Source organism: Chryseobacterium culicis, from assembly GCF_900108365.1.
GTDB lineage: Bacteria > Bacteroidota > Bacteroidia > Flavobacteriales > Weeksellaceae > Chryseobacterium > Chryseobacterium culicis.
In genome coordinates this window covers 57,409-80,029 of record NZ_FNWQ01000008.1, presented here as the reverse complement: position 1 = coordinate 80,029, position 22,621 = coordinate 57,409, and the positions used below count along the sequence as shown (strand labels likewise).

22 protein-coding genes are annotated in these 22,621 nt (G+C 36.8%); 2 read left to right on the top strand and 20 right to left on the bottom strand.

Features of this window, described 5'->3' with window-relative positions; translation table 11 throughout:
- Positions 1–9: 9 nt before the first annotated feature.
- Both BLW74_RS20870 and BLW74_RS20865 read right to left on the bottom strand, forming a co-directional pair.
- Positions 10–2,961: a SusC/RagA family TonB-linked outer membrane protein gene (locus BLW74_RS20870; RefSeq protein ID WP_228424996.1), complete on the bottom strand. Its 2,952-nt coding sequence runs from the start codon at positions 2,959–2,961 to the stop codon at positions 10–12.
- A 399-nt stretch (positions 2,962–3,360) separates the two neighbouring features.
- Positions 3,361–4,125, bottom strand: a complete 765-nt coding sequence (locus tag BLW74_RS20865; protein ID WP_089696396.1) for an enoyl-CoA hydratase/isomerase family protein — start codon at positions 4,123–4,125, stop codon at positions 3,361–3,363.
- 256 nt (positions 4,126–4,381) lie between these two features.
- Here BLW74_RS20865 and BLW74_RS20860 point away from each other — a divergent pair, with 256 nt between their 5' ends.
- Positions 4,382–4,933, top strand: coding sequence for a phage tail protein (locus tag BLW74_RS20860; protein WP_089696392.1), 552 nt, complete (start codon positions 4,382–4,384; stop codon positions 4,931–4,933).
- Between the two features lie 33 nt (positions 4,934–4,966).
- The gene (locus BLW74_RS20855) at positions 4,967–5,788 is read left to right on the top strand and encodes a T9SS type A sorting domain-containing protein (RefSeq protein WP_089696389.1); all 822 of its coding nucleotides are present in this window, start codon (positions 4,967–4,969) and stop codon (positions 5,786–5,788) included.
- Between the two features lie 206 nt (positions 5,789–5,994).
- Here BLW74_RS20855 and BLW74_RS20850 read toward each other — a convergent pair whose 3' ends face one another.
- The 18 genes from BLW74_RS20850 to paaA form a co-directional block, all read right to left on the bottom strand.
- Complete coding sequence (locus tag BLW74_RS20850) at positions 5,995–8,553, bottom strand: DEAD/DEAH box helicase family protein (protein WP_089696386.1); 2,559 nt, start codon at positions 8,551–8,553, stop codon at positions 5,995–5,997.
- 30 nt (positions 8,554–8,583) lie between these two features.
- Positions 8,584–9,270 carry an SMUG2 DNA glycosylase family protein gene (locus tag BLW74_RS20845; RefSeq protein ID WP_089696384.1) on the bottom strand — a complete coding sequence of 229 codons (687 nt, stop codon included), beginning with the start codon at positions 9,268–9,270 and terminating at the stop codon, positions 8,584–8,586.
- A gap of 133 nt (positions 9,271–9,403) precedes the next feature.
- The gene (gene paaZ / locus BLW74_RS20840) at positions 9,404–11,899 is read right to left on the bottom strand and encodes a phenylacetic acid degradation bifunctional protein PaaZ (RefSeq protein ID WP_089696382.1); all 2,496 of its coding nucleotides are present in this window, start codon (positions 11,897–11,899) and stop codon (positions 9,404–9,406) included.
- Positions 11,900–11,907: 8 nt separating this feature from the next.
- Entirely contained in the window at positions 11,908–12,132 is a 225-nt protein-coding gene (locus BLW74_RS20835) for a hypothetical protein (protein WP_089696379.1), read from the bottom strand.
- Between the two features lie 62 nt (positions 12,133–12,194).
- Positions 12,195–13,022 (bottom strand): alpha/beta hydrolase, encoded by an 828-nt coding sequence (locus BLW74_RS20830; RefSeq protein ID WP_089696376.1) that lies wholly within the window; start codon positions 13,020–13,022, stop codon positions 12,195–12,197.
- A gap of 119 nt (positions 13,023–13,141) precedes the next feature.
- Positions 13,142–13,735: an acyltransferase gene (locus tag BLW74_RS20825; protein ID WP_089696523.1), complete on the bottom strand. Its 594-nt coding sequence runs from the start codon at positions 13,733–13,735 to the stop codon at positions 13,142–13,144.
- A gap of 206 nt (positions 13,736–13,941) precedes the next feature.
- Positions 13,942–15,147 carry a 3-oxoadipyl-CoA thiolase gene (gene pcaF / locus BLW74_RS20820; RefSeq protein WP_089696373.1) on the bottom strand — a complete coding sequence of 402 codons (1,206 nt, stop codon included), beginning with the start codon at positions 15,145–15,147 and terminating at the stop codon, positions 13,942–13,944.
- A 111-nt stretch (positions 15,148–15,258) separates the two neighbouring features.
- Complete coding sequence (locus tag BLW74_RS20815; protein WP_089696368.1) at positions 15,259–15,672, bottom strand: PaaI family thioesterase; 414 nt, start codon at positions 15,670–15,672, stop codon at positions 15,259–15,261.
- Positions 15,673–15,681: 9 nt separating this feature from the next.
- The gene (locus BLW74_RS20810) at positions 15,682–15,990 is read right to left on the bottom strand and encodes a hypothetical protein (protein WP_089696365.1); all 309 of its coding nucleotides are present in this window, start codon (positions 15,988–15,990) and stop codon (positions 15,682–15,684) included.
- Between the two features lie 89 nt (positions 15,991–16,079).
- Positions 16,080–17,213: a 3-hydroxyacyl-CoA dehydrogenase NAD-binding domain-containing protein gene (locus BLW74_RS20805; protein WP_089696362.1), complete on the bottom strand. Its 1,134-nt coding sequence runs from the start codon at positions 17,211–17,213 to the stop codon at positions 16,080–16,082.
- Positions 17,214–17,253: 40 nt separating this feature from the next.
- Positions 17,254–17,607 (bottom strand): four helix bundle protein, encoded by a 354-nt coding sequence (locus BLW74_RS20800; RefSeq protein ID WP_089696359.1) that lies wholly within the window; start codon positions 17,605–17,607, stop codon positions 17,254–17,256.
- Between the two features lie 35 nt (positions 17,608–17,642).
- On the bottom strand, positions 17,643–18,443 hold the full coding sequence (locus BLW74_RS20795; RefSeq protein ID WP_089696356.1) for an enoyl-CoA hydratase/isomerase family protein: 801 nt from the start codon (positions 18,441–18,443) through the stop codon (positions 17,643–17,645).
- Between the two features lie 142 nt (positions 18,444–18,585).
- Positions 18,586–19,050: a 1,2-phenylacetyl-CoA epoxidase subunit PaaD gene (gene paaD / locus BLW74_RS20790; RefSeq protein ID WP_089696353.1), complete on the bottom strand. Its 465-nt coding sequence runs from the start codon at positions 19,048–19,050 to the stop codon at positions 18,586–18,588.
- A 3-nt stretch (positions 19,051–19,053) separates the two neighbouring features.
- Complete coding sequence (locus BLW74_RS20785; protein WP_089696350.1) at positions 19,054–19,863, bottom strand: alpha/beta hydrolase; 810 nt, start codon at positions 19,861–19,863, stop codon at positions 19,054–19,056.
- 6 nt (positions 19,864–19,869) lie between these two features.
- A complete protein-coding gene (paaC, locus tag BLW74_RS20780) occupies positions 19,870–20,619 on the bottom strand; it encodes a 1,2-phenylacetyl-CoA epoxidase subunit PaaC (RefSeq protein ID WP_089696347.1) in 750 nt (249 codons plus the stop codon).
- 90 nt (positions 20,620–20,709) lie between these two features.
- Entirely contained in the window at positions 20,710–20,991 is a 282-nt protein-coding gene (gene paaB / locus BLW74_RS20775; RefSeq protein ID WP_062672207.1) for a 1,2-phenylacetyl-CoA epoxidase subunit PaaB, read from the bottom strand.
- Positions 20,992–21,007: 16 nt separating this feature from the next.
- The gene (locus BLW74_RS20770; protein WP_089696344.1) at positions 21,008–21,610 is read right to left on the bottom strand and encodes a hypothetical protein; all 603 of its coding nucleotides are present in this window, start codon (positions 21,608–21,610) and stop codon (positions 21,008–21,010) included.
- A gap of 6 nt (positions 21,611–21,616) precedes the next feature.
- On the bottom strand, positions 21,617–22,555 hold the full coding sequence (gene paaA, locus BLW74_RS20765) for a 1,2-phenylacetyl-CoA epoxidase subunit PaaA (protein ID WP_089696339.1): 939 nt from the start codon (positions 22,553–22,555) through the stop codon (positions 21,617–21,619).
- Positions 22,556–22,621: the final 66 nt, after the last annotated feature.

The window sequence follows — 22,621 nt, the reverse complement described above, 5'->3', positions numbered from 1 at the left end:
ATTAGTTGTTTAAAAAGATACATTAAATCCAATAGTCACTACTCTCGCCGGAGTATATCTGTTTGATGCGGTACCGTTAAAAGCCTGTGATGGCTCCAGTCCTTTTCTTGCCGTTTTACTCCATATATTCTCCCCGGAAACCAGAATTCTTAATCCGGACACTCCAAGCTGGGATAAGGTTTCAGGACTGAAACTGTAACTTAATGTTGCCTGTCTAAAGGTAAGGAAATCCGAACTCACCAGCCATCTTGAAGAGTTTCCGGCATTTGAGCTTGTGTATGTTGATGAATTCAATGCAGGAACGTCAGTAATCTGCCCCGGAGTGGTCCATCTGTCCAGAATATCTGTACTTAAAGCTCCACCCTGTGAGTAGCTTGACATCAAGGCGGCATAGTTAGAATCGTATGTTTTTCCGCCTAACTGATAGGTAAACAATGCAGATAAAGACCATTGTTTATACGTAATGGATGTTCCAAAGCTTCCGAACAGGTCCGGAATTGCTGTTCCCGAATAGTCATATTTAGCTTTATTAAAGTTAGTGGTCACCTTTTGCCCATTCACAGTTCTGATATCTGCCGCTGTTGTATTAGCATAAGCGTCTGCTGCCAGGAATAAAGGAGATCCATCTGCAGGATCTACCCCATACCATTGTCTCAACCAATAATCATATATTGAATGTCCTACAGAAATCTTCTTGGTTCCATTGATAATTTCCGTTATGCCATTAGAAAGTTCTGTGATCTGGTTCTTAAGTGTAGATGCGTTCGCATTGATATTCCAAGTGAAGTTTTGGGTTTTAATAACATCTGCATTAATACTGAATTCGAATCCGCGGTTATACATTGTTCCCACATTTCTACTGATCGTATTATCCGGAACACCTGCAGAAACCGGAAGAGGAACTGGGAAAATCAAGTCTTCAGTCACTCTGTTATAATATTCTACCGATCCTGTAATTCTGTTATTCAGAAATCCAAAATCAATACCTACATCCGTTTGTTTGTTGGCCTCCCAGGTAATTGTAGGATCTGCCAAAAATCCAAATAAGATTCCAGGCTCCTGCGCATTATTATATCCTAAGGTGTACGTACTCTTGTACATATAATAACTATTTGTACCATCGTTTCCAACTTCTCCGTAAGAACCTCTCAGTTTTAATTCACTGATGAGATTAGAATTACTCAGAAACTCCTCGCCTTTCAATCTCCAACCGGCACCAAGAGACCAGAATGAATCCCATCTTACATCTTTATCAAATCTTGACGAGCCATCCCAGCGGATAGATCCTGAGAGTAAGTATTTGGATTTATAATCATAATTCAGTCGTGAAAAAACCCCTTCTTTTCTGTAATTATCTGTACGTGAGGTTAAAGAAGAAGGTGTTACAAAGTTCACCAGTTCATCATTATCATCTACAATCTGACCTTTTTTATACCCATACAGGTATTCGTACATATACTTATAATTTTCATGTCCTAAAAGGAATTCAAAATTATGCTCACCAAATTTTCTCTTATAATTCAGGAGTTGGTTCCATGTAAAGGTCTGCTCCGTAAAGCTGTATTTCTCAGCTGATCCGCCTGGAGCGGCATCTCCTATAATTTTATTCCCGTAAGTGCTCCTTCTGTTATTTCTGATATCATATCCTGCATTTGTGGATAAAGTAAGGTAAGGATCTACCTTGATTTCAGCATAGGCTCTTGATATGATATAATAGTTTTTAGAAAGATCTTTATTTAAAAGTGTTTCCTGAATTACGTTTCTTCCCGCCGCAGCATCAGCTCCCCTGGCACTGCCTGCATCATAAACAATGTTTCCTGCTTTATCGTAAAGGGTTGCAAATGTAGTAGGATCATGAGCATAAGGGCTGTAAATAGGCCCCATTGTTCTGGTCCATCTGTATGGGTTGATATATGCAGAATTATTATCAGCTCCATCTACGGAATTATTCCCGTTTGAAGAGACTCCACTGATACTTGTTCCCAATTTTAACCAGCTTTTTACCTGTGAATCTACTTTCAATCTTGCGGTAAATCTCTCAAAATCTGATTTGATAAGATATCCGGTTTCATTGGTATAACCTACTGAAGAAAAATAAGTTGTGGTATTGCTTCCTCCACTGTAATTCAGCTCATAATTCTGTCTGAAACCTGTATTCATCAAAGGTTTCTGCCAATCTAAATCTGTATATTTGAGTTTTGCATCAGGGTTTAAAACTCCGTTAACCACCAATTGATTATCGGGCACATTAAAAACATTGGTTTTCAGAACTCCTGATATTAACTGCGCTGTAGCATATGCATTAGCATCAGCCATTGTTGTACCAGGCACCGAGGTCATTCTGCCATTTCTAATTGATTCCCAAACAAGAGGATAATACTGATAAACATTTACTCTGTCATATTCAGGAATAGATCTCCCAACGGCTCCGGTACTCATACTGAAGTTAAAGGCATCTTTTCCTTTTCTACCGGATTTTGTAGTAATCAAAACCACACCATTAGCTGCTGCAGAACCGTACAATGAGGTAGAAGCAGCATCTTTCAGAATATTAAATGATGCAATATCATTAGGATTAATCGCTGCCAGAGATCCGGTGTATATAGTTCCATCCACCACATACAATGGTGAAGTTGAAATACCATAAGAACCAATCCCACGGATTTGGATACTTGGTGAACTTCCAGGCTGTCCCGTTCCGGTACTCACCTTAACACCAGCACTGGCTCCGTCTAAAGCTTGTCCGATACTCGTTATCGGGCGGTCTGCAAATTGTTTGGCTTTTACTTCGGTATTGGAACCTACCATTGTTTCTCTTTTCTGGCTTCCATACGCTACAACAACGATTTCGTCAATCTTAGTATCCTGTGGTATGGTGTCACGTTTTGTCTTTTGAGCCTCCACCAGATGTCCTCCTACGAAGAACAGCACAGCAGTGCTCAACATTAATTTCATTTTCATATTTAACATATTTTAACAGTATGAATGCAAATATATGTAATAAAAACTATTAAAATTACAACAAAACACGCATTTTAATTAATTAAATCCAATTGATTAAAAATTTTAACCAATTAAATACTATTCGTTAAAAAAATATGTTAAAATTGAGTTAAATAAGATTTTTAAATAGTATCAAATATTATAAAAACAGTTAAAAAAGTATAAATATTTAATATAAAAGCATATTTAATTAATATAAACACATGATTATAGGTAAAAAAGTTAAAATAAATCAATTCAAACATTGAAAATTATTGCCGGCAGGGTTTTATACAGCCAAAAAGCATAAAAAAACCGGAGAAACAGCTGTTCCCCGGATGGCTCTTTAGAATAAAATTTTGTTCTTTAAAATGAATATTATTTTGCTCTCAGCTTTTCTTTTATAGATTCAATATTTTTCTTGGCAGAATCTTCAAGAATAAGACTTGCACTCATATGGATTCTGGCAGGCATTAGTTCGTTAAAATGATCTGTGCCTTCCCATGAAACCTTTTTAATTAAGGCTAAAGCATCGCTGCTTCTCGAAGCCAGCGTCTGTAAAAATTGTTCCAGTTTCTCATCCATTTCCTGAATAGTCTCTGAAACGGAGTGGTAAATATTGTGCTGCTCTGCCCATTCGGCAGATCGGAAGTCTGCATCAATAGCCATTGCAGAGAATTGTGACTTTCCTATTTTTCTTTCTACATAAGGCCCTATTACAAAAGGTCCTATTCCGAGATTAATCTCTGTAAGCGCTAAAGCGGAATCTTTGGTAGCAAAACAATAGTCAGCTCCGCAGGCAATTCCTACTCCCCCTCCTGTTGTTTTTCCCTGAACTCTTACAACTACAATTTTCCCACAGTTTCTCATGGCATTTAAAACTTTAGCAAAGCCACCGAAAAACTGCGTGGAAGCTTCCAGCTCTTCAATCGCTAAAAGCTCATCAAAGCTTGCTCCTGCGCAGAATGCTTTTTCTCCTTCGCTTTTCACCAAAATAGCTTTTACTTCACCTTTTGCTCCTTCGTTAAGGATTGTTTCTGCCAGCTTCTCCAGAATTGCCCCGGGAAGGGAGTTGCTTTTTGGAGTTCCGAAAGTAATTTCGGCAATATTATTTTTAATTTCTGATGCTACAAATTCGCTCATTTTATTTTTATTGGATTCTTACAAAAATACGAAATACCGCTCTTTCAGAGAAACTTAAAGAAGATTTTTCCTTTAAAATATTCCCCAACAAGAGATTCTTTACGTAGAAATACGGAGTCTGCAATTTGGTATTTTCTACTCTAGTACCCCATTCTCATTAATCGTTCCTTTGGTCTAAGAATTCATAACAAAAAGGTGGTATCTGAAAAGCCTATAAGAGAGTAAGAAAATTTAAAACTAAAAAAACCTTATTATCATGGACGAGTACATTGGAATCGTAAAATTATTTGCAGGAAATTTCGCACCCAGAGGCTGGATGTTTTGTGACGGAAGCTTACTAGCTATTTCAAGAAATTCTGCTTTATTCTCAATTTTAGGAACAACATACGGCGGAGACGGTATTACAACTTTCGCTTTACCTAATTTAAAGGGGCGTATGGCATTAGGAGCCGGAAATGTAAATGCCAACGAATTTTATCCTTTGGGAGTAGTGGCAGGTACTACACAAAACACTCTTTTAGCCTCTAATATGCCAAGCATTGGAGCGGGATTTCAATTAAAAGTAGCTAATAAAAATGCTAATTCTTCAACTCCAAGTGCTACGACATCTATTGCTATTTCAGGAAACCAGGTAGGAAGAGATTTCAATGTTGTTACCAGCTTTGTAGATAATGCGAATCCTGATACTGCAATTAATGCACAAAGTATTTCTTACGTAGGGCAAAATTTACCGGTGAATAACATGCCTCCTTATCTTGGACTCAATTATATTATCTGTGTGGAAGGTATTTACCCTCCAAGAAGCTAATATTGATACAACCTAACATTTAAAACCAAAATCATGAAAAGCACTACTTTTTTAACCATCTGTAGTCTGCTCATTTCAATTTTTTCATTCGGGCAGACGAGTACAGAGCAATTTGAAACGGAATCAAATGGAAGCACAAGCTTCACGGACAATGGTGTAATATTCAATATCATTTCGCATGTAAGCGTTTTTGATATTCAGGGAAATTTCCCGGGAACAGGCTGGAGCGGAACATCAAATGATAACAGGTACATTGATAATTCCAACGACACACAATCTCCTGCTTCGTTCAGTATTAAGACCACTTCCAATTTGTTTAAAGTAAACAGGTTCTGGATGTATCTTTCAGCATTGAATCTGGACCTGAATGTGAGCGGAACCCTTACAATAACCGGTAAACTAAGCGGAGTAACAAAATTTACCCAAACAAAAACTACCGGTTTTGCAACATCTTTAGGATCTACAAACGGATATACCCTGATTGACCTTACCAACTTAAATGGTCAGAATTATTCCAATATCGTTATTGATCAATTGCAGTTAACCGTTGGCGGATCATTCAGATATGTAGCTCTTGACGCTTTCACGTGGGTGAAAGACAGCAATCTGGTATTGGGAACTTCTGAAGCAAAAAGCATTAAAAAAGACCTGACTGTTTATCCTAATCCAACCAACGGACCAATTTCTATCACTACTGAAAAAGCGGGTGAGGCTAAAATCTACAGTCTGGAGGGTAAAACGCTGAAAACGGTACAAACCCAGAAAGGAAATAATGAAATCAGTATTTCAGAGCTTCCAAAAGGCGTTTATATCATTAAAACAGCAACGGAATCTGCTAAAGTAATTAAAAACTAATCCTGCATAAGTTCCACATTCTCTATAAAAGATTCTAATTCATGAATGACAAATCCCTTTTCAGGAAGGGATTTCGTCATTTTATCGGGTCCATTTACTTAGGTGTTCTATTCCTGTATTTCTATGTAATAAAGACTGAAATCTCAATTTTAATAAAATTCCTCGTCCCTCAACTGTTCTTGTAAAAATCAATTCAGATCTCCCAATCATTTTATCCCATAGCTTTTTAAAGAACTCTGAACTTCTCTTATTTCTTGCGAAAATATCAGGTATTGGATAATACATATCTTTTTTAAAAAAAATAAGCTTCTTTTTTGTTTCAGAAGATATCTTGGATTATCTATCTGCGATACTAATTCCTGTAAAGTTTGTATAAAATGGGTATTTTCATATTGGCTGCCGCCGCTTAAGTAACAAAAGGCATTTTTATTTTTATCCGACGTACTTACTATTTTAAGTTTATCAATGGGGGTGCGGATTACCTTTTCATGAATCAAGCCGTATAAAACCACTTCTGCAAGGGAGCTCAACTGCCTTCCAATATCTTTATATCTTAAATATTGTTTTGTAGATCTATATAGTTTTCCACCATATACAATAAGACCTGCAATGCCTAATAAAGATACCAGTATTGAAAAGCTTTTTATATAATTAATTTCATCAATATTTCGGAGAAGCCCCAGCAGGAGATCTTGCCAGAATAAAAGTATGGTAGATCCTATTATCTTAGCGAAATTACCACTCATTTTAGCAAGATAATCCATTTTCAATTTCTCCATGCCCGTCATATTCATTGAAGGAACTTCTATTTCTTCCACAAGAATATTTCCCTTGCCAAGAGCAACCGCCCATCGCTCAATAAGAGAAGTTCTATCTTTTGCCCATGCAAAGAATTTTTGATTAACTTCTAATAATTCTTCTTTACTTTCTAAGCTTTTAACATTTAATCGTTCAAAATTATTTTCAATGGTAGGAGCAGATTTATACGAGATTCCTACAAAAGTTTTAAATCTTTTCCTCATATTGATAAAGTCTTGTCCTCCGTTATGATCATGACAATCAAAACATATCAAATGCCATATATTTCCAGTTTTGTTTATATTATCTTTATCTGTTCTGATAACTCTTCCTCTCATCTGATTGGAGAGTACAAAAGAGCTTATAAAACTTGCCAGCACAAGACTATTCATTTTAGGAGCATCCCAACCTTCTCCCAGCAAAGATTTTGTCCCAATTAAAATATGAATTTCCCCTGACTGAAAAATCTCCGTAATAATATGTACAACGTCATGCTTTATTTTTTCAGTCAGACTAATGACCAAATAGTTCTCATCATAATAAAGAGAAGAAAAAGACACCTCAAATAAACTCTTTTTAATACAAAATTGCTCAAATATATTTTTTGCACTAACTGGAATAATAACCAGACTGCCTGTAAGAATGCCTATTTTTTTATTTTGTCCATTTTCTCTTCTTAGTTTTTCAAATATGGGTACTGCTCCTATTTTATCTAAACTTAATACATTATGATCCTTATCAATCAAATACTCTTTTTTGATAAAGTCAGTAAGAATTACCATTCTAAGATCATCTTTAAGAATCGAAAATTCGAAATCTACAATTTCCTTGATGCCTTGAAGCTTTCCAATACTTGAGTTAAGAATATGATTCAAATTTTTATTATTATAAAAGCTTACCGTCCTTTGCTCAAGAAATCCTGCTCTTCTGAGTCTGTTTACAAGATCTGTCCGATGCTCTTCATACTTTTTAAAATTAATCTCATCCATTATCAGGTAAAAATCAAGAAGTTCCTCCATCCAAAAGAAATCAAACTCGGGAACAAATTTTTGCTGATCCCCAATGATATTGAAATGAATATCCAAAATCTCCTTACCTCTGAAATGAAGATAAACAAGCCCGGATGTATAAGATGATATATTTTCATAAATCCATTCTAAATGAAAAGCGGGATTGAGATATACCGGATGCTGTTCAATTGCTTCAAGTAATCTATTATCGCTTTTAATTTCCTCAAAAAATATAGTGGCTTGGCGGTGATGGTATTCAATCTTTTTCTCCTCCTCTTTTGAAGGTGAAGTAAAGTAAACCAAATCCTGATGAGGACAAAGATCTCCTTCAATCATAAGTTCAGGGACAGAAATTTCAACATCGATAGGTCCATTTAGCTGAATATATTTTTGCCAATCTGAGCCGGAAACATCAAAGGGTGGCGTTGCAGTAAGAGCAACAACAGTAGGATTGATCGTATCTTTCAATTCCATCAAGCTTCTCCACCATGCATTTTTCAAATGATGTGCTTCATCCAAAATGAGTGTACCAACTTTTTGTTTCGCTAATTTTTTGATGATTTCCGCAACTGACACTTTTGAAGATTTTTTTATTTGATCTTCAACTTCTTCATCGGCTCCAGAAGCAGAATGAATTCCCTGATAAGTTGTCACAGTAATAATACCAGGATTTTTAATATCAGAAGATATCCACCCAGGAGCAGTTTCCATATTTAGAAAAAGTTCACAAAACCTCTGAATCCATTGGTTCTTGATTGCTAATGTGGGAGCAACAATCAACGTTGGCTTACCAAGTCTCAGCATTATTTCCAATCCAAGAACAGTTTTTCCAGAACCAGGAGGAGCAGAAATATGGAGGTGATTATCATGCAGGTAATTATCTATATTGTCTAAAATTCTCTTCTGGTATGTTCGCCAGTTGTATTTAAAAGTTGTGTTTTTAGGGAAAACATTCATAAGCACAATTTAATACTTATCTCCAATATTCTATTTTTTTAATGCTATAATATATTTGTCTATATAAAGCTGTTTTTCTTTGGATTTATATTGCTGGATGTATCGTGGATGTTCCAGAACCGTCATCTTATCAAAAAGTTTTGCCTCTCTGTTTAATTTTGAAATAAAGTCGGCATTTTTTTTCCCGAGAACGAAAACTTCTGATCGATCAAGATTAAGGCTGATGTGTTTTTTCAGAGATTCGATCATAAAATCTTTCACCGCTTCAAAAAGATTTTTGTCATCATAGTAATTAGCATTCAGCCATCCGTTTTTTGTCTTTCTGACGATAGCCAGCGGAAATGGAGAATTGATATAAACATCTTTATAAAAAAGATCTGCACCTCCATATACTTCAATCATATCATACATAAAAACAGACGATACTTCATGGGTATATGCAGACTCCATTTTTATTCCACACACACTTTCAAGTCTTTTTGTATCGGTAAAAGGAACTCCGGTTACCCCAGCGCCATGACGGCTTGGATTAATTCCGATTATAAATTTTCTTTTGGATGAATCGCTATAGTATTTATGATAAAACTTCTGCATTACCGTTAATGTTTCAGCATTATCCAGATAGGGATTCAGGACTTCAAAACCTTCGGGAAGCTTTCCATTATAACTGAGATTTTTATTAAATTCGATGATGTGGTCTGCAAAGGTTGTACTCATGAAGTCTTTTAAGTATTAAAATTAATCATTTTAAAATATATCCTTGCCAAGTTTTAAATAAGCCGCAAGGATAGCTGTCCAGAAAAAATCCCTCTCAATGTATGAAAGGGATTTTTCTTTATATGTAGCCGAATTAAATCAATCCAAACTGCTGGAAATGGTGGGTAAAATGCTTTTTATGCATCAGCTCCCACATTTCTTTATTCAGTTTTCCGAAAACGTAGTTCATGTGTTCTGCCTGTGGATTTTCTTTGTAATAGATCACAAATTTCTTCAGGTTATCCATGAATGATTGTTTTGCCGCTTCCAGATTTTTGTGTGCCGGTTCCGGAAGGGAGCCATCCTTAGGAAGGAAAGGAGCTGTAAATTCTTTGGGCATTGCTCTGTGGTTATAAAGAGAATCCTGCCATTTTTCAAGATGTTCTTCGGGAGTGAAACACTTTTCTGCCTCAGGCTCACCAAAGCTCACCAATAAAGCCTTTTCAAGATGTTCTATCATCTGCTGTGGAGTCATTTTTCCCCAAAGAGCAGGGGTACTTTCCGTTAAGCCATTCAGCATTTTCTGAACATTTTTTACGTTCAGGTCGATAAAAGGAGATTGTTTTGCTACCAAGGTTAAGATTGTTGCTACGCAAACGATCTCATCCCTTTGATTTACTACTTCAACCAGCCATTTTACAACACCGGAAGGAATATTTCTTCCTTTTACGCCTCTGTTGATTTTTTCTTTTGCTGTTAAATAAACAGTGATGGTATCTCCGGCGTATACAGGTTTGAAGAAGCTGCAGTCTTCCAGTCCGTAGTTTGCAATAACAGGTCCTTTTTTACCTGAAACAAATAATCCCGCTGCCGCTGAAAGAATAAAATATCCGTGAGCAACGGTTTTATCGAAGATGGTACCTGACAGACTTGTGGCATCTGTATGGGCATAGAAATGATCCCAGGAAACATTGGAGAAGTTGACGATATCTGCATCAGTAACCGTTCTTCCTGCTGTTTCCAACGAGTCTCCTACTTCTATTTCTTCAAAATATTTCTGGAAAGGATGTTTGTCTGAGAATTTTTTCTCTGCTCCCTGCTGATAAATTTTAGTAATTGCTTTCAGTACATCTGGTGATCCCTGAATGGCTGTTTTCTGCAAGAAGAAATGAAGACCGCTCAGTCCGCCCATTTCTTCCCCTCCGCCTGCTCTACCGGGTCCTCCGTGCATCAACGTTGGAAGTGGTGAACCATGACCTGTACTTTCCTTAGCATTATCTCTGTTCAATACAAAGATTCTTCCGTGTTGGGAAGCCATTTTCCACGAGGTTTCTGCAATAAAATTCTCGTCATGAGAAACAATAGATCCTACGAGACTTCCTTTTCCTCTTTTTGCCAGTGCAGCTGCTTCTTCAGCATCTTTATACGGCATTAATGTAGACACCGGCCCGAAAGCTTCTACGTCGTGAGAGATATTTTTTTCGAAAGGCTTGTCATTCAGGAATAATTTCGGGCTCATAAAGGCTCCGTTTTCGTAGTTGGCATCTACCAGCTCGTGCTTTCCGTCATAAACCAGTTCTGTTTCTGACTTTAGAATATTTACTTTTCTCAGAACCTCTTCATACTGCTGTCTTCCCACCAAAGATCCCATTTTGGTTTCTCTGCTTAATGGGTTTCCTATTTTCGTTTGATCCAAAGCTTTAGACAAAGCATTCTGAACGTCACCGATTAAATGCTCCGGAACGATAATTCTTCTGATTGCTGTACATTTCTGTCCTGCTTTCGTGGTCATTTCGTTACGGACTTCTTTAATGAACAAGTCAAATTCCGGAGTTCCCGGTTTTGCTTCCAGTCCAAGAATAGAACAGTTCAGAGAATCAGCTTCCATATTAAAACGGACTGCATTTCCTGCGATAGAAGGTAGAGATTTTAATTTTCTGCCTGTGTGTGCAGAACCTGTAAATAAAACAGAGTCTCCATCCTGAACATAATCTAAAATATTGCCAGGCTCTCCGCATACCAACTGAACGGCTCCTTCAGGTAATATTCCACTTTCAATCATATCCTGAAATACCGCATTGGTAAGATAAGATCCAAACGGAGATGGTTTTACAATGGAAGGGACACCCGCTAATAGTGATGTAGAAAGTTTTTCCAGCATTCCCCATACGGGAAAGTTGTAGGCGTTGATCTGTACAGAAACTCCTTCACTAGGTGTTAAGATATGAGTTCCCAGGAAAGTTCCGTTAGCAGAAATTTTCTGAGTGTCTCCATCTACCCAGAATGAGGTATTGGGAAGCATTCTTTTTGCTAACCCTGAATAGGTAAAGAAAGTTCCGAAGCCTCCCTCAATATCCACCCATGAATCAACGTGGGTAGCGCCTGTTTTGTAAGATAATTCGTAGTATTTTTTCTTTCTTTCCAACAGGTAAAGCGCTACTTTTTTGAGCATTTCACCACGGTCGTAGAAAGTCATAGAAGAAAGGTTTTTATATCCTACGGTTCTACCGTAGTCAAGAGCCTGTTCAAAATTAAGCCCTTCTGTATCGGAAACAGCTACCTGTTCTCCTGTAACGGCATTGAATAAAGGAATTCCGCTTCCGGTACCTTCCACCCATTGTCCGTAGATATAGTTTTTTAACTTTTCCATATAGTTTTTTACTTTTTTCTTAGATTAATCTTGTTTATAATGTTTCCAATAATCAAATAAGGAATAAAAAGTGCTAACCAACCGTCTAAAATGATGACCATTTCAATAAACAATGTATATAAATCGTCTTTCTGCTTTAGATCAGCAATTACCTCATCTGATTCAGCATGTTCCAAGGCATCTGAAATTCCTGTTGACTCTTTTACCAGATTGAGCCCGAGAGCATTCATCATGATTATCAGAATTAATAAAACGATCCAATATTTTTTCAGAATGCTAATCAACGGGAACTTATTTATTTCGGCTCCTGATAGGGAAACATTTTCACTAATCCTTCATATAAACTTCTGTGAAGAATGGTTGCGTGGTTATCTGTTTCCATCATTTTATACTCCAGTGTCCAGTTTTTCTTTCCTGCTTTTTTCAAAACATCGTAAAAAGCTTCAGCATCTTTTACCATTACCGGATGCTCTCCTTTTCCTACAGAAACATAGACAAACTTTTTGGTGTCCGGTGATTTTGAAAGTAATTGAGGTGCCTGTTTTAAAAGGCTTTCATCATCCCACCATAAACTTGGACTGATGATAAAATAGTTATTGAACATTTCCGGTTTTTTCAAAAGAATTTCTGTTGCTAAAAGCCCTCCCAAAGACTGACCGAAAAGATATTTGTCTGTCGTTTTAAACTGACTTTCTACGTAAGGTTTTAATTCTTTTTCCATGAATTCAATGAACTTATCAGAATGTCCCGTTGTAGGATAGTCTTTCTGCAAATCTTTTAAATCCGTATGAAAAGTAAAGTCCCTTTTTCTGTCTACATTCGCTACCCCCACCACAATGGTTTCCGGCATGGAATACATCTGATTAAAGAATTGTACTAATCCCGTCACGTGAATAAAATCTTCATTCATACTTCCATCCAATAAATAAATCACCGGATATGACTTTGCTTTATCGTATCCCTGTGGAAGATAAATATTCAGTGTTCTGTCTTCATTTAATGTTTTGGACTTAATGGTCCTCACTTCTCCTATTGTAAGCGGTTTTGTAGCAACGGTCTGTGCTGTTAGTGTACATCCTACCGCCAACATTATGCTGCATGCAAGTGCAATTTTTTTAATCATATTTAATTTATTAAACCTAACGGGCTTTAAAAATCTGTTAGGTTTGATTATTAGCAGTTATTCAAAATTTTAAAATTATATTCAAATTCATTTAAATTGACAGATTTTCCGTCATCCCCTTATTTTATATCATCCCAGATGCTGTAATCCACAATTTTGGTTGGGATCTGCTGAACATATTCTGTAAAAGGTTCACAAGGCAGAATAGCTTCTTTTCCTTCCCTTGCCAGCTCCTGATATAACTTTGTTCCTTCTGTTTTCCAGTGAATCATTTCATCAGATACATCACGGATCACTTTTGCAGGGCTTCCTACCACCAGTTTTCTTGGTTCACATCTGAAATTGGCTGGTACAAAAGCCAGTGCTCCTACAATGCTTTCGTCACCTATATAGGCTTTGTCCATTACCACAGCATTCATTCCGATCAGACAGTTTTTTCCGATATGTCCGGAATGAATAATCGCGCCGTGTCCGATGTGTGCTGATTCTTCCAATATGGTTTCTATATTGGGGAAAACGTGGAGGGTACAGTTTTCCTGCACATTGGCTCCGTCTTTAATGATAATTTTTCCCCAGTCCCCACGGATGACCGCATTAGGACCAATGTATACTTCTTCTCCTATTTCTACATTCCCGATCACTACAGCCTGCGGATGAATGTAAGCAGAAGGTTTTATAATGGGACGAATCCCGTGGTATGAATAGATGTTCATAATTTTAATTTGAAAATTTGAGAATGAATGAATTTGAAAATTATTTTTACCATAAGGTTCCCCATGTTTTTGAAAATTCTCCTGCCTATTTCCGTGTGCAAAGATGTTCACTCAGAAAAGGCAAAATGTTAAAAATGATGTGCTAATTTAAAATTAAAAATGGGTGAAATATTATTTTCAAATTCTCAAATCAGCACATTTTCAAATTAAACTCGTTCAATAACCATTGCGTATCCCTGTCCGACCCCGATACAAAGGGTACACAATGCATATTTTTTATCCTGCTTCTGAAGTTCTATGGCTGCAGACCCTACAATTCTTGCTCCGGAAACTCCCAGTGGATGGCCAATAGCAATAGCACCACCGTTCGGGTTGATTCTTGCGTCATCATCTTTTAAACCTAAGCTTCTGGTTACTGCCAGTGCCTGAGCTGCAAATGCTTCGTTTAATTCAATGATATCCATATCTTCAAGAGAAAGATTCAGTCTCTTTAATAATTTCTGAGTTGCTTCTACAGGTCCTATTCCCATGATTCTTGGTTCTACACCTGCAACAGAAGATCCCAGGATTTTTGCTTTAGGCTTTAAACCATATTTTTTAACGGCTTCTTCACTCGCCAGAATCAAAGCAGCAGCCCCGTCATTCATTCCTGAAGCGTTTCCGGCAGTTACTGTCCCCTCTTTTCTGAAAGCGGGACGAAGTTTTGCCAATCCTTCCATTGAAGAGGCTGGTTTGATGAATTCATCTTTTTCAAAAACAATCGGGTCTCCTTTTCTCTGAGGAATTTCGACTTTTACGATTTCTTCTGCCAATCTGCCGCTCTGCTGAGCTTTGGCTGCTTTCTGCTGAGACCAAAGGGCGAATTTATCCTGATCTTCCCTGTTGATCTTGTGGATATCCGCTAAGTTTTCTGCCGTTTCTCCCATACCGTCTACCCCATACATTTCTTTCATTTTAGGATTGATGAAACGCCATCCGAAAGTAGTATCAAACATCTGGCTGTCTCTTCCAAAAGCTGCGCCTGGTTTTGACATCACATAAGGAGAACGTGTCATATGCTCTACTCCTCCTGCAATATAAATTTCTCCTTCTCCGGCAGCAATAGAACGGAATGCATTGGCTACAGCAGACATCCCTGAAGCACACAATCTGTTGACTGTCTCACCTCCTATTTTATAAGGAAGACCCGCCAGTAACAGCGCCATTCTTGCAACATTCCTGTTATCTTCTCCCGCCTGATTGGCACAACCGAAAATAACGTCTTCAATTTCTTCCACAGGAACCTGAGGATTTCTTGAAACTACTTCTTTGATCACGATAGCTGCCAAATCATCTGCTCTAACTTCTGATAATCCTCCCTGCAGTTTTGAAATGGGAGTTCTTACGTAGTCTATGATATATACGTTGTTCATAATTTTAATTTGAAAATGAGTCAATTTGAGAATTTGAAAATTTCAGGTAAATAAAGAATTTATGGAGTACAATAGTTTTCAAATTACCTAATTCTCAAATTTTCAAATTCTTTATAATTCTGTTACTTTTTTTCCGATTTTGTAGACTGTTCCTACAAATTTTGCGATCAGCTCCTTATTCTGATTGGTAATCTGAATGTCATAAACCGCTGTTTTCCTTGTATCATTAACCAGAACACTTTCTGCTCTGAAAACATCACCTTCTTTTCCTGCTTTGGTAAAATTGATGATACAGTTCAATGCTACAGCCGCATACCCGGTATTGTTGGAAGAAAATGCGAGCGCAGAGTCTGCAAATGCAAAGGTAACCCCGCCATGAACGGTTTTAAGCCCATTCAGCATCTCCTTCTTAATTGGCATTTCTATTACACAGTAATTTTCTTTTACTTCAATCATTTTGATATTCATCCACTGGGAAAACTCATCCTGATTGAACATATAATCTGCTACTTGTCTTGGATTCATTTCTATTAATTATATGTTTGTTATTTCTTCATACAGCTCATCAGATAACCTGTCGTAGACATTCATGGTCTTTCCCAGAATGATTTGTCCGTATGAAAGCTTTTCTGAATCTGATGAATTTTCAGAGGGATAGGATTCGTTTAAATCAATTCCGTTTTCACTGGCTAATCTTTTGATCAGCTCTTTATATTTTTCATTAAACTTTCCCAGTAACTCAAGTCTTTCCTGCTCATCAACTGAGGAAGCTTCCTGAGTTAAATACTGTTTTTCAATTAAAAGCCTGGTTTCCAGCTCTGCTCTGAATTCATCTATATTCATACTATTAATTTGAGAATCAAATAAATTTGAGAATTTGAAAATGAAAATCGGTGATAATCAATTTTCAAATTGGTATATTTTCAAATTATCTAATTCATTTTACGAAGTAAAGGACTTTGTCTGTATCTTTCTTCCTGATATTCTTCGTAAAGGTTCTGAAGGGTTTCGGAGATTTTTGCATACCCGATTTCTTTCCCCCAGCCTAATAATCCTTTTGGATAGTTGACTCCTTTCTGCATGGCCAGCTCGATATCTTCATCATTGGCAACCCCTAATCTTTTGGCTTCAACAGCTTCGTTGATCAACATTGAGATGATTCTTAAAAATATCTGCTGGTATAAGGCATCATCTTTCTGAGCAACAGGTTTTTCTGCTCCTTCGCTGTAATCGTAGAAACCTTTTCCTGTTTTTCTGCCGTGAAGTTTGGCTTCAGACATTCTTTGCTGCAATAAAGAGGGTTTGTATTTGGGATCGTAGAAATAATCTTTGTATACAGTGGTGGTTACGGCAAAGTTGACATCTACTCCGATAAGATCCATTAACTCGAAGGGACCCATTTTGAAGTTACCCAATGTTTTCATGGCTTCATCCACCTGTTCCGGTGTGGCGATGTTTTCTTCAACAATTCTCAGGCCTTCTCCATAATAAGGTCTGGCGATTCTATTCACAATGAATCCTGGAATATCTTTGGCAATAACAGGAGTCTTTCCCCATTCTTTCATGAGGTTGTAGATTTTTTCTGCCAATGTTTTTTCTGTTAATAAGGACGGAATAACTTCTACTAAAGGCATTAACGGAGCCGGATTGAAGAAGTGAATTCCGATGAAACGCTCCGGTTTCCTGAGTTCTGCACCCAGAGAGGTGATAGAAATTGATGAGGTATTGGAACTGAGAACACAACTTTCAGAAACATAGTTTTCAAGCTCTGTAAACACTTTGGTTTTGATCTCTTTATTTTCTATGATGGCTTCAATGACGAGTTCACAATCTTTGAAATCCTTCAATTCTGTAGCAATGGAAATATTAGCCAAAATTTCAGTCATTTTCTCCGCCGAAATTTTTTGTTTGTCAACCAATTTGGTTAATGTTTTTTCCAGACCTACCGTTGCCGTTTCCACTTGCTTTGCATTGGCGTCATATACCCAGACTTTGCATCCGTTCGTTGCGGCTACTTGTGCAATGCCGATTCCCATGGTTCCGGCACCGATAATTCCTACATTCATATTTTAAATTTGAAAATTTGAAAATGAGTTAATTTGAAAATTATTTTAATTTTGAGCTTGAAATAATTTTAGACAGAATTAATAGAATTTCTTTTAAATCAGACATTAATTTTTCGTTTGGAGATTTCAAATATGGGGATTTTAAGCATAGCAAAAGCCAATATTCTGTTTCATCAGCTTCTTTAGCTGCAATTTTTAATTTATGAATAAAATCTGCTTTACTTTCTGCGTTTTGAGCTTCTCTAACATTTGCTCCAATCGAAGTTCCCGATTTAAAAATTTGACTTGCCAAAGGAATTTTTTTCGCTTCGTATAAATCTTCTGAAAATTCAATAATATTGAGTGCAAAATCAAAAGTCTTATTTACAATAATATTTTCTTTGTCATTTCTCATTTTCAAATTCTCAAATTAACTCATTTTCAAATTAATTATTTTCCTTTATAATTAGGTTTTCTTTTCTGTAAAAAGGCATTTACTCCTTCAATGAAGTCTTCTGTACCTGCTGCTTCCTGCTGAAGATCGCCTTCCAACTCAAGCTGTTCTTTCAAGGTGTTATTATAAGAACTGGCAAAAGCTTTTTTCGTAAGCTTAAGGGCTGCTGTTGGCATGTTTGCCATTCTTTCAAGAATTTCCATAGATTTTGGAACGAATTCTTCTTCTGTGAAAACTTCAGCTACAAGACCATGAGCTTTAGATTCCTCTGCAGATAATTTTTTACCTGTAAATGCTAAATAATTGGCCAATTGTCTGCCTAAAAGTTTCGGTAAGAAGTATGTTCCTCCTGTATCTGGAATCAAACCGATATTTGAAAACGCCTGAGCAAAATAGGCTTTTTCATTGGCTAAAACGAAATCAGAGATTAAAGCCAGCATTGCTCCAGCTCCTACTGCAGGACCGTTTACTAATGCAATAACCGGTTTTTTGCAACGGGTAACCTCCATTACCAAAGGGTTATAATAGTCTACCACAATTTTTCTGATGATGTCATGATCATGGTGTTCCTGACCTACCACAAAAGCTTCATCCAGATTCTGACCTGAGCAGAATGCTCTTCCTCTTCCGGAAATGGCCACACATCTTACCGTTTCGTCTTCGCTGCATTCTTTAACAAAATCTCTAAGATCTGATAAAGCCGGCTTGGTAAGGGCGTTCATAGTTTCAGGTTGATTCAGATAGGCGATTTTAAGCTTCCCGTCAAAATGCGTTTCAATATCAAGTTGTGTATACATAGTTTTTATTAATTTATTATTTAACAACGCACTAATTTAACAATATAAATTAAGGTAAGCGTCTAATAATTTAACATTCTAACAATTCCATCGTTATGCTTTGCATAGCCGTAAAATTTGTTGCTGATTGATGAATACCTCATCAATGACATTTAAAATAATCAAACGGCTCCAGGCAGTCTAAACACTGATAAGATGCCTTACACAAAGTAGATCCGAATCTGCTGATCTGCTTAGTATGCTCAGAACCGCAGCGTGGACATTTTTTCGGTTTCCCGATGTGGAGTTCATCTGCTCCTTTTTCGGGCGGGGTAATTCCGTAAGCACGGAGTTTTTCCCTCGCTTCATCCGTCAACCAGTCTGTTGTCCAGATCGGAAACATCTTGGTTACCACTTTCGCATCCCATCCGTTTTCTTTCATCATTTTGATAATGTCCTCCTCAATGGTAAACATGGCAGGACATGCAGAATAAGTAGGAGTAATGATCACTTCACAGGTATTTTCCCCTGTGACCTGTGCATCTCTTACAATTCCTAATTCCACAATATCAATCACCGGAATTTCCGGATCGGGAATTGTTTTTAATAAATCTAAAAGCTGATTCATATCTTATTTTTTATCAGAATCAAGAATTACTTTCATTGCATTCTGATAATCCAAATTATCTGTTATTCCGTTGTGATACTGATCTTTTAATAGAATCAGACGATCACCTTTTTTAAAGTTATTTTTAAGTTTTAAAGAGGCTTTATAGTTAATAACCTCATCTTTATCACCGTGAAAAATAACGACTGGTGACTTAACGGTTTTTAAATATTCACCCGTTTCAAAATTATATTTCAGTAAAAACTTCGGAAGGAATGAAAATTTCTGATTCATTTCATCTTCCATACTGTAATAAGGTGCCTGTAAAATCAATAATCCTGCATTATGCATGGATGCTAATTTTGCAGCTAATCCCGTTCCTACAGAATATCCTAAAATAATAATTCTGTTTTCCGGATATCTTTTCAAAAGCTCTTTGTAAGCATTTTCAACATCCGAAAAGATCTGATTTTTATTATTAATTTTATCTTCGCTTTTTCCGTAACCTCGGTAATCAAGTATCAAAGTATCATAATTCATACTCCGATAGAGCTGAGCTACTGCTCCCCAGCTTTTTATTGATCCTCCGTTTCCATGAAGATAAAAGATGACTCCTTTTGGATTTTGAGCTTTGAATAAAACAGAACTCAAATGCTTTCCATCCTGCATTTTAATGGGTACTTCTTCAAAATCACCATCAAATGTAAACTTGTAATTTTCGGGTAACTTTTCCGGATAAAAAATAATTTTCTCCTGATAGAAATAAAGCCCAATACATAATATCACATAGGCCGCAAGAAAAAAAACCAATATTCCCAGAAGCAATTTCTTCATAATTTACTACCACGTACACCCAGGATACGCTCTTTGCATATACTGAAGCTCACAAAGAATAAATCCGAAATATTCTGTATGATATCCTGTTCTTGATTTTGGCTGCATGAAAGGGTTTTCTGGATATTCCAACCCGAAATCTGCAAAATCTTTCTTCGTAATAGCAAGGAACTCTTCGTAAAGAGCTTCTGCGTTTGGAGCTATATTCAAAGCAACAAGATCGTCCTCTCCTTCTGTTTTAGCAAAAAGACCTTTTGTATATTCCCAGATATTTTCAATAGCTTTCACCAAACGGGATTTGCTTTCTTCTGTTCCCTGTGCAAAGATTTTCATCCATGATGCAGCGTGAGTATAATGGTATCTTACTTCTTTCAGTGATTTTTGAGCAATAGCGGCCAGTTCTTCATTAGAAGAATTTGACAGAGCTTCATACATCAGTTTTTGATATACAGACAATACGTATACTTTCAGAATAGTCTGTGCATAATCTTCATTGGGAAGCTCTACCCAGTGTGCATTGACGTATTCGTGCTCATATCTTAAAAATGCGATATCATCTTCACTTTTTCCATTGTCTATGACTCGTGAGGCGTACACGTAAAAGTTATTTGCCTGACCAAGTTCATCCAACGCAATATTCGTTAATGCAATATCCTCCTCCAAGTAAGGACCTTCACCGCACCATGCAGACAAACGCTGTCCCATAATGAAACTGTCGTCTGCTAGTTTTAATAAATAATTATATAATGGGTTCATTGTTTAGTAGATTTCAGATTTCAGATGCTAGATTTCAGATTGACAAAAAAGTCTAGTATCTAAGATCTCACATCTTGAAGTCTTTATTAATTACATATTTTTTACGTCGTTTGGAATCTCGTAAAACGTTGGGTGACGATATAATTTATCATCAGCCGGATCAAAGAAAGCCTCCTTATCCACTCCTTCTGAAGTCACAATATATTTGCTTGGAACGACCCAAACAGAAGTTCCTTCTTTTCTTCTTGTATAAACGTCTCTTGCATTCTGCAAAGCCATTTCTGCTGTTGGCGCCTGTACAATTCCAACGTGTTTGTGAGATAATCCCGGTTTAGTCTGAATAAACACTTCCCACATATCTAATTGACTCATTATCTATTTTTATTTTTTATTTTAGTTGGATGTTGAAATTATCTTCAACATATTTTAAAATTTTAATGAAGCTTTCATATTCATCAATTCCCGGATATTTATTTAAATAACTTTCAGGATTAGAATAATCAAATTCATTTTCTTTCTTATTTGATTTGTATTTTACTAAAAAGTCTTTTCCATCTAAAACACTCATTTTCCTTGACATTAAAAAATAATCATTTTCATCTTTGTCAAAAACCACCTCATTTTTTGATTTCTTGTATTCAAAAAGTTCTTCTTTGGGAAGATATTCAATATCAAGTGCTTCAATGTTTAAAAACACCAATTCTAAAGGTGTTTTTGATGTAAGCTTAGTAACTCTAGCTGGAATTATTTCAAACTCATCTTCACTTTTCTTTGCAGGAAGAAACCATTGTATCAACTCAGCTTTCCAATTCTTATCTTTTCCCTGATAAACTCTGAAAATCTGTCCTCCGTTTGAGATCCCTCTTCCTTTATATATCCTTATTTCTTTTTCATTTTCCAATTTGAAAGAAATATTGGCCAGTTTATCAACGGCTTGCCCTTTCAATATCGAAACAATAAGGAAAAATAAAATTTGAAGTGAGTTTTTCATTACTTCTTAGTTTACCTTTTCACTTTGTTTCTCTGCAAAAGCCGCCGCAGCCTCTTTTACCCACGAATTTTCTCTTTGCGCTTTTCGTTTCGTTTCGATACGTTTTTTGTTGCAAGGGCCGTTTCCTTTTAAGATTTCCATGAATTCATCCCAGGGAAGTTCTCCGAAATCATAATGTTTTCTTTCCTCATTCCATTTCAGATCTTTATCCGGAATGGTTAATCCAAGGAATTCAGCCTGAGAAACTGTAACATCAATAAATCTCTGACGAAGACTGTCGTTACTTTCTCTTTTTACTCTGTAATTCATAGAGATTTTAGAGTTGGGTGAGCTGTCATCATTAGGTCCGAACATCATCAGAGCTGGCCACCAGAAACGGTTTAATGAAGCCTGAGCCATTTCTTTCTGTTGTTTTGTACCACGGCACAATGCCATCAAAATTTCATAGCCTTGTCTTTGGTGGAAAGATTCTTCTTTACAGATCTTCACCATCGCTCTTGAATAAGGGCCATACGAGTTCCCCATCAGCATTACCTGGTTCATGATCGCAGCACCATCTACCAACCATCCGATCGCACCAATGTCCGCCCAACTTAAGGTTGGATAATTGAAAATACTTGAATATTTTGCTTTTCCTTCCAGCATATCATCATAAGTTGCATCCCTGTCTGCTCTGATGCTTCCGTCTCCTAATGTTTCAGTGGCAGAGTAGAGATATAAACCATGCCCGGCCTCATCCTGAACTTTTGCCAGAAGCGCCATTTTTCTTCTCAATGAAGGGGCTCTGGAAATCCAGTTGGCTTCCGGCAGCATTCCTACAATTTCGGAATGGGCGTGCTGTGAAATCTGGCGAACCAATAATTTTCTGTAATCATCCGGCATTACATCTTTTGGCTCTACTTTATTTTCTTCGTGAACGTATTGAACAAATTTTTCTAAGTCCATCTTTTTTGAATTTGAAAATTAAATAATTTGAGAATTTGAGAATTAGGAAATTTTAAACACGATAAT

Bases quoted from the DNA above. Each gene is read 5' to 3' on its own strand.
- BLW74_RS20870 (WP_228424996.1), bottom strand. From the start codon at position 2,961: ATGAAAATGAAATTAATGTTGAGCACTGCTGTGCTGTTCTTCGTAGGA.
- BLW74_RS20865 (WP_089696396.1), bottom strand. From the start codon at position 4,125: ATGAGCGAATTTGTAGCATCAGAAATTAAAAATAATATTGCCGAAATT.
- BLW74_RS20860 (WP_089696392.1), top strand. From the start codon at position 4,382: ATGGACGAGTACATTGGAATCGTAAAATTATTTGCAGGAAATTTCGCA.
- BLW74_RS20855 (WP_089696389.1), top strand. From the start codon at position 4,967: ATGAAAAGCACTACTTTTTTAACCATCTGTAGTCTGCTCATTTCAATT.
- BLW74_RS20850 (WP_089696386.1), bottom strand. From the start codon at position 8,553: ATGAATGTTTTCCCTAAAAACACAACTTTTAAATACAACTGGCGAACA.
- BLW74_RS20845 (WP_089696384.1), bottom strand. From the start codon at position 9,270: ATGAGTACAACCTTTGCAGACCACATCATCGAATTTAATAAAAATCTC.
- paaZ (WP_089696382.1), bottom strand. From the start codon at position 11,899: ATGGAAAAGTTAAAAAACTATATCTACGGACAATGGGTGGAAGGTACC.
- BLW74_RS20835 (WP_089696379.1), bottom strand. From the start codon at position 12,132: ATGATGAATGCTCTCGGGCTCAATCTGGTAAAAGAGTCAACAGGAATT.
- BLW74_RS20830 (WP_089696376.1), bottom strand. From the start codon at position 13,022: ATGATTAAAAAAATTGCACTTGCATGCAGCATAATGTTGGCGGTAGGA.
- BLW74_RS20825 (WP_089696523.1), bottom strand. From the start codon at position 13,735: ATGAACATCTATTCATACCACGGGATTCGTCCCATTATAAAACCTTCT.
- pcaF (WP_089696373.1), bottom strand. From the start codon at position 15,147: ATGAACAACGTATATATCATAGACTACGTAAGAACTCCCATTTCAAAA.
- BLW74_RS20815 (WP_089696368.1), bottom strand. From the start codon at position 15,672: ATGAATCCAAGACAAGTAGCAGATTATATGTTCAATCAGGATGAGTTT.
- BLW74_RS20810 (WP_089696365.1), bottom strand. From the start codon at position 15,990: ATGAATATAGATGAATTCAGAGCAGAGCTGGAAACCAGGCTTTTAATT.
- BLW74_RS20805 (WP_089696362.1), bottom strand. From the start codon at position 17,213: ATGAATGTAGGAATTATCGGTGCCGGAACCATGGGAATCGGCATTGCA.
- BLW74_RS20800 (WP_089696359.1), bottom strand. From the start codon at position 17,607: ATGAGAAATGACAAAGAAAATATTATTGTAAATAAGACTTTTGATTTT.
- BLW74_RS20795 (WP_089696356.1), bottom strand. From the start codon at position 18,443: ATGTATACACAACTTGATATTGAAACGCATTTTGACGGGAAGCTTAAA.
- paaD (WP_089696353.1), bottom strand. From the start codon at position 19,050: ATGAATCAGCTTTTAGATTTATTAAAAACAATTCCCGATCCGGAAATT.
- BLW74_RS20785 (WP_089696350.1), bottom strand. From the start codon at position 19,863: ATGAAGAAATTGCTTCTGGGAATATTGGTTTTTTTTCTTGCGGCCTAT.
- paaC (WP_089696347.1), bottom strand. From the start codon at position 20,619: ATGAACCCATTATATAATTATTTATTAAAACTAGCAGACGACAGTTTC.
- paaB (WP_062672207.1), bottom strand. From the start codon at position 20,991: ATGAGTCAATTAGATATGTGGGAAGTGTTTATTCAGACTAAACCGGGA.
- BLW74_RS20770 (WP_089696344.1), bottom strand. From the start codon at position 21,610: ATGAAAAACTCACTTCAAATTTTATTTTTCCTTATTGTTTCGATATTG.
- paaA (WP_089696339.1), bottom strand. From the start codon at position 22,555: ATGGACTTAGAAAAATTTGTTCAATACGTTCACGAAGAAAATAAAGTA.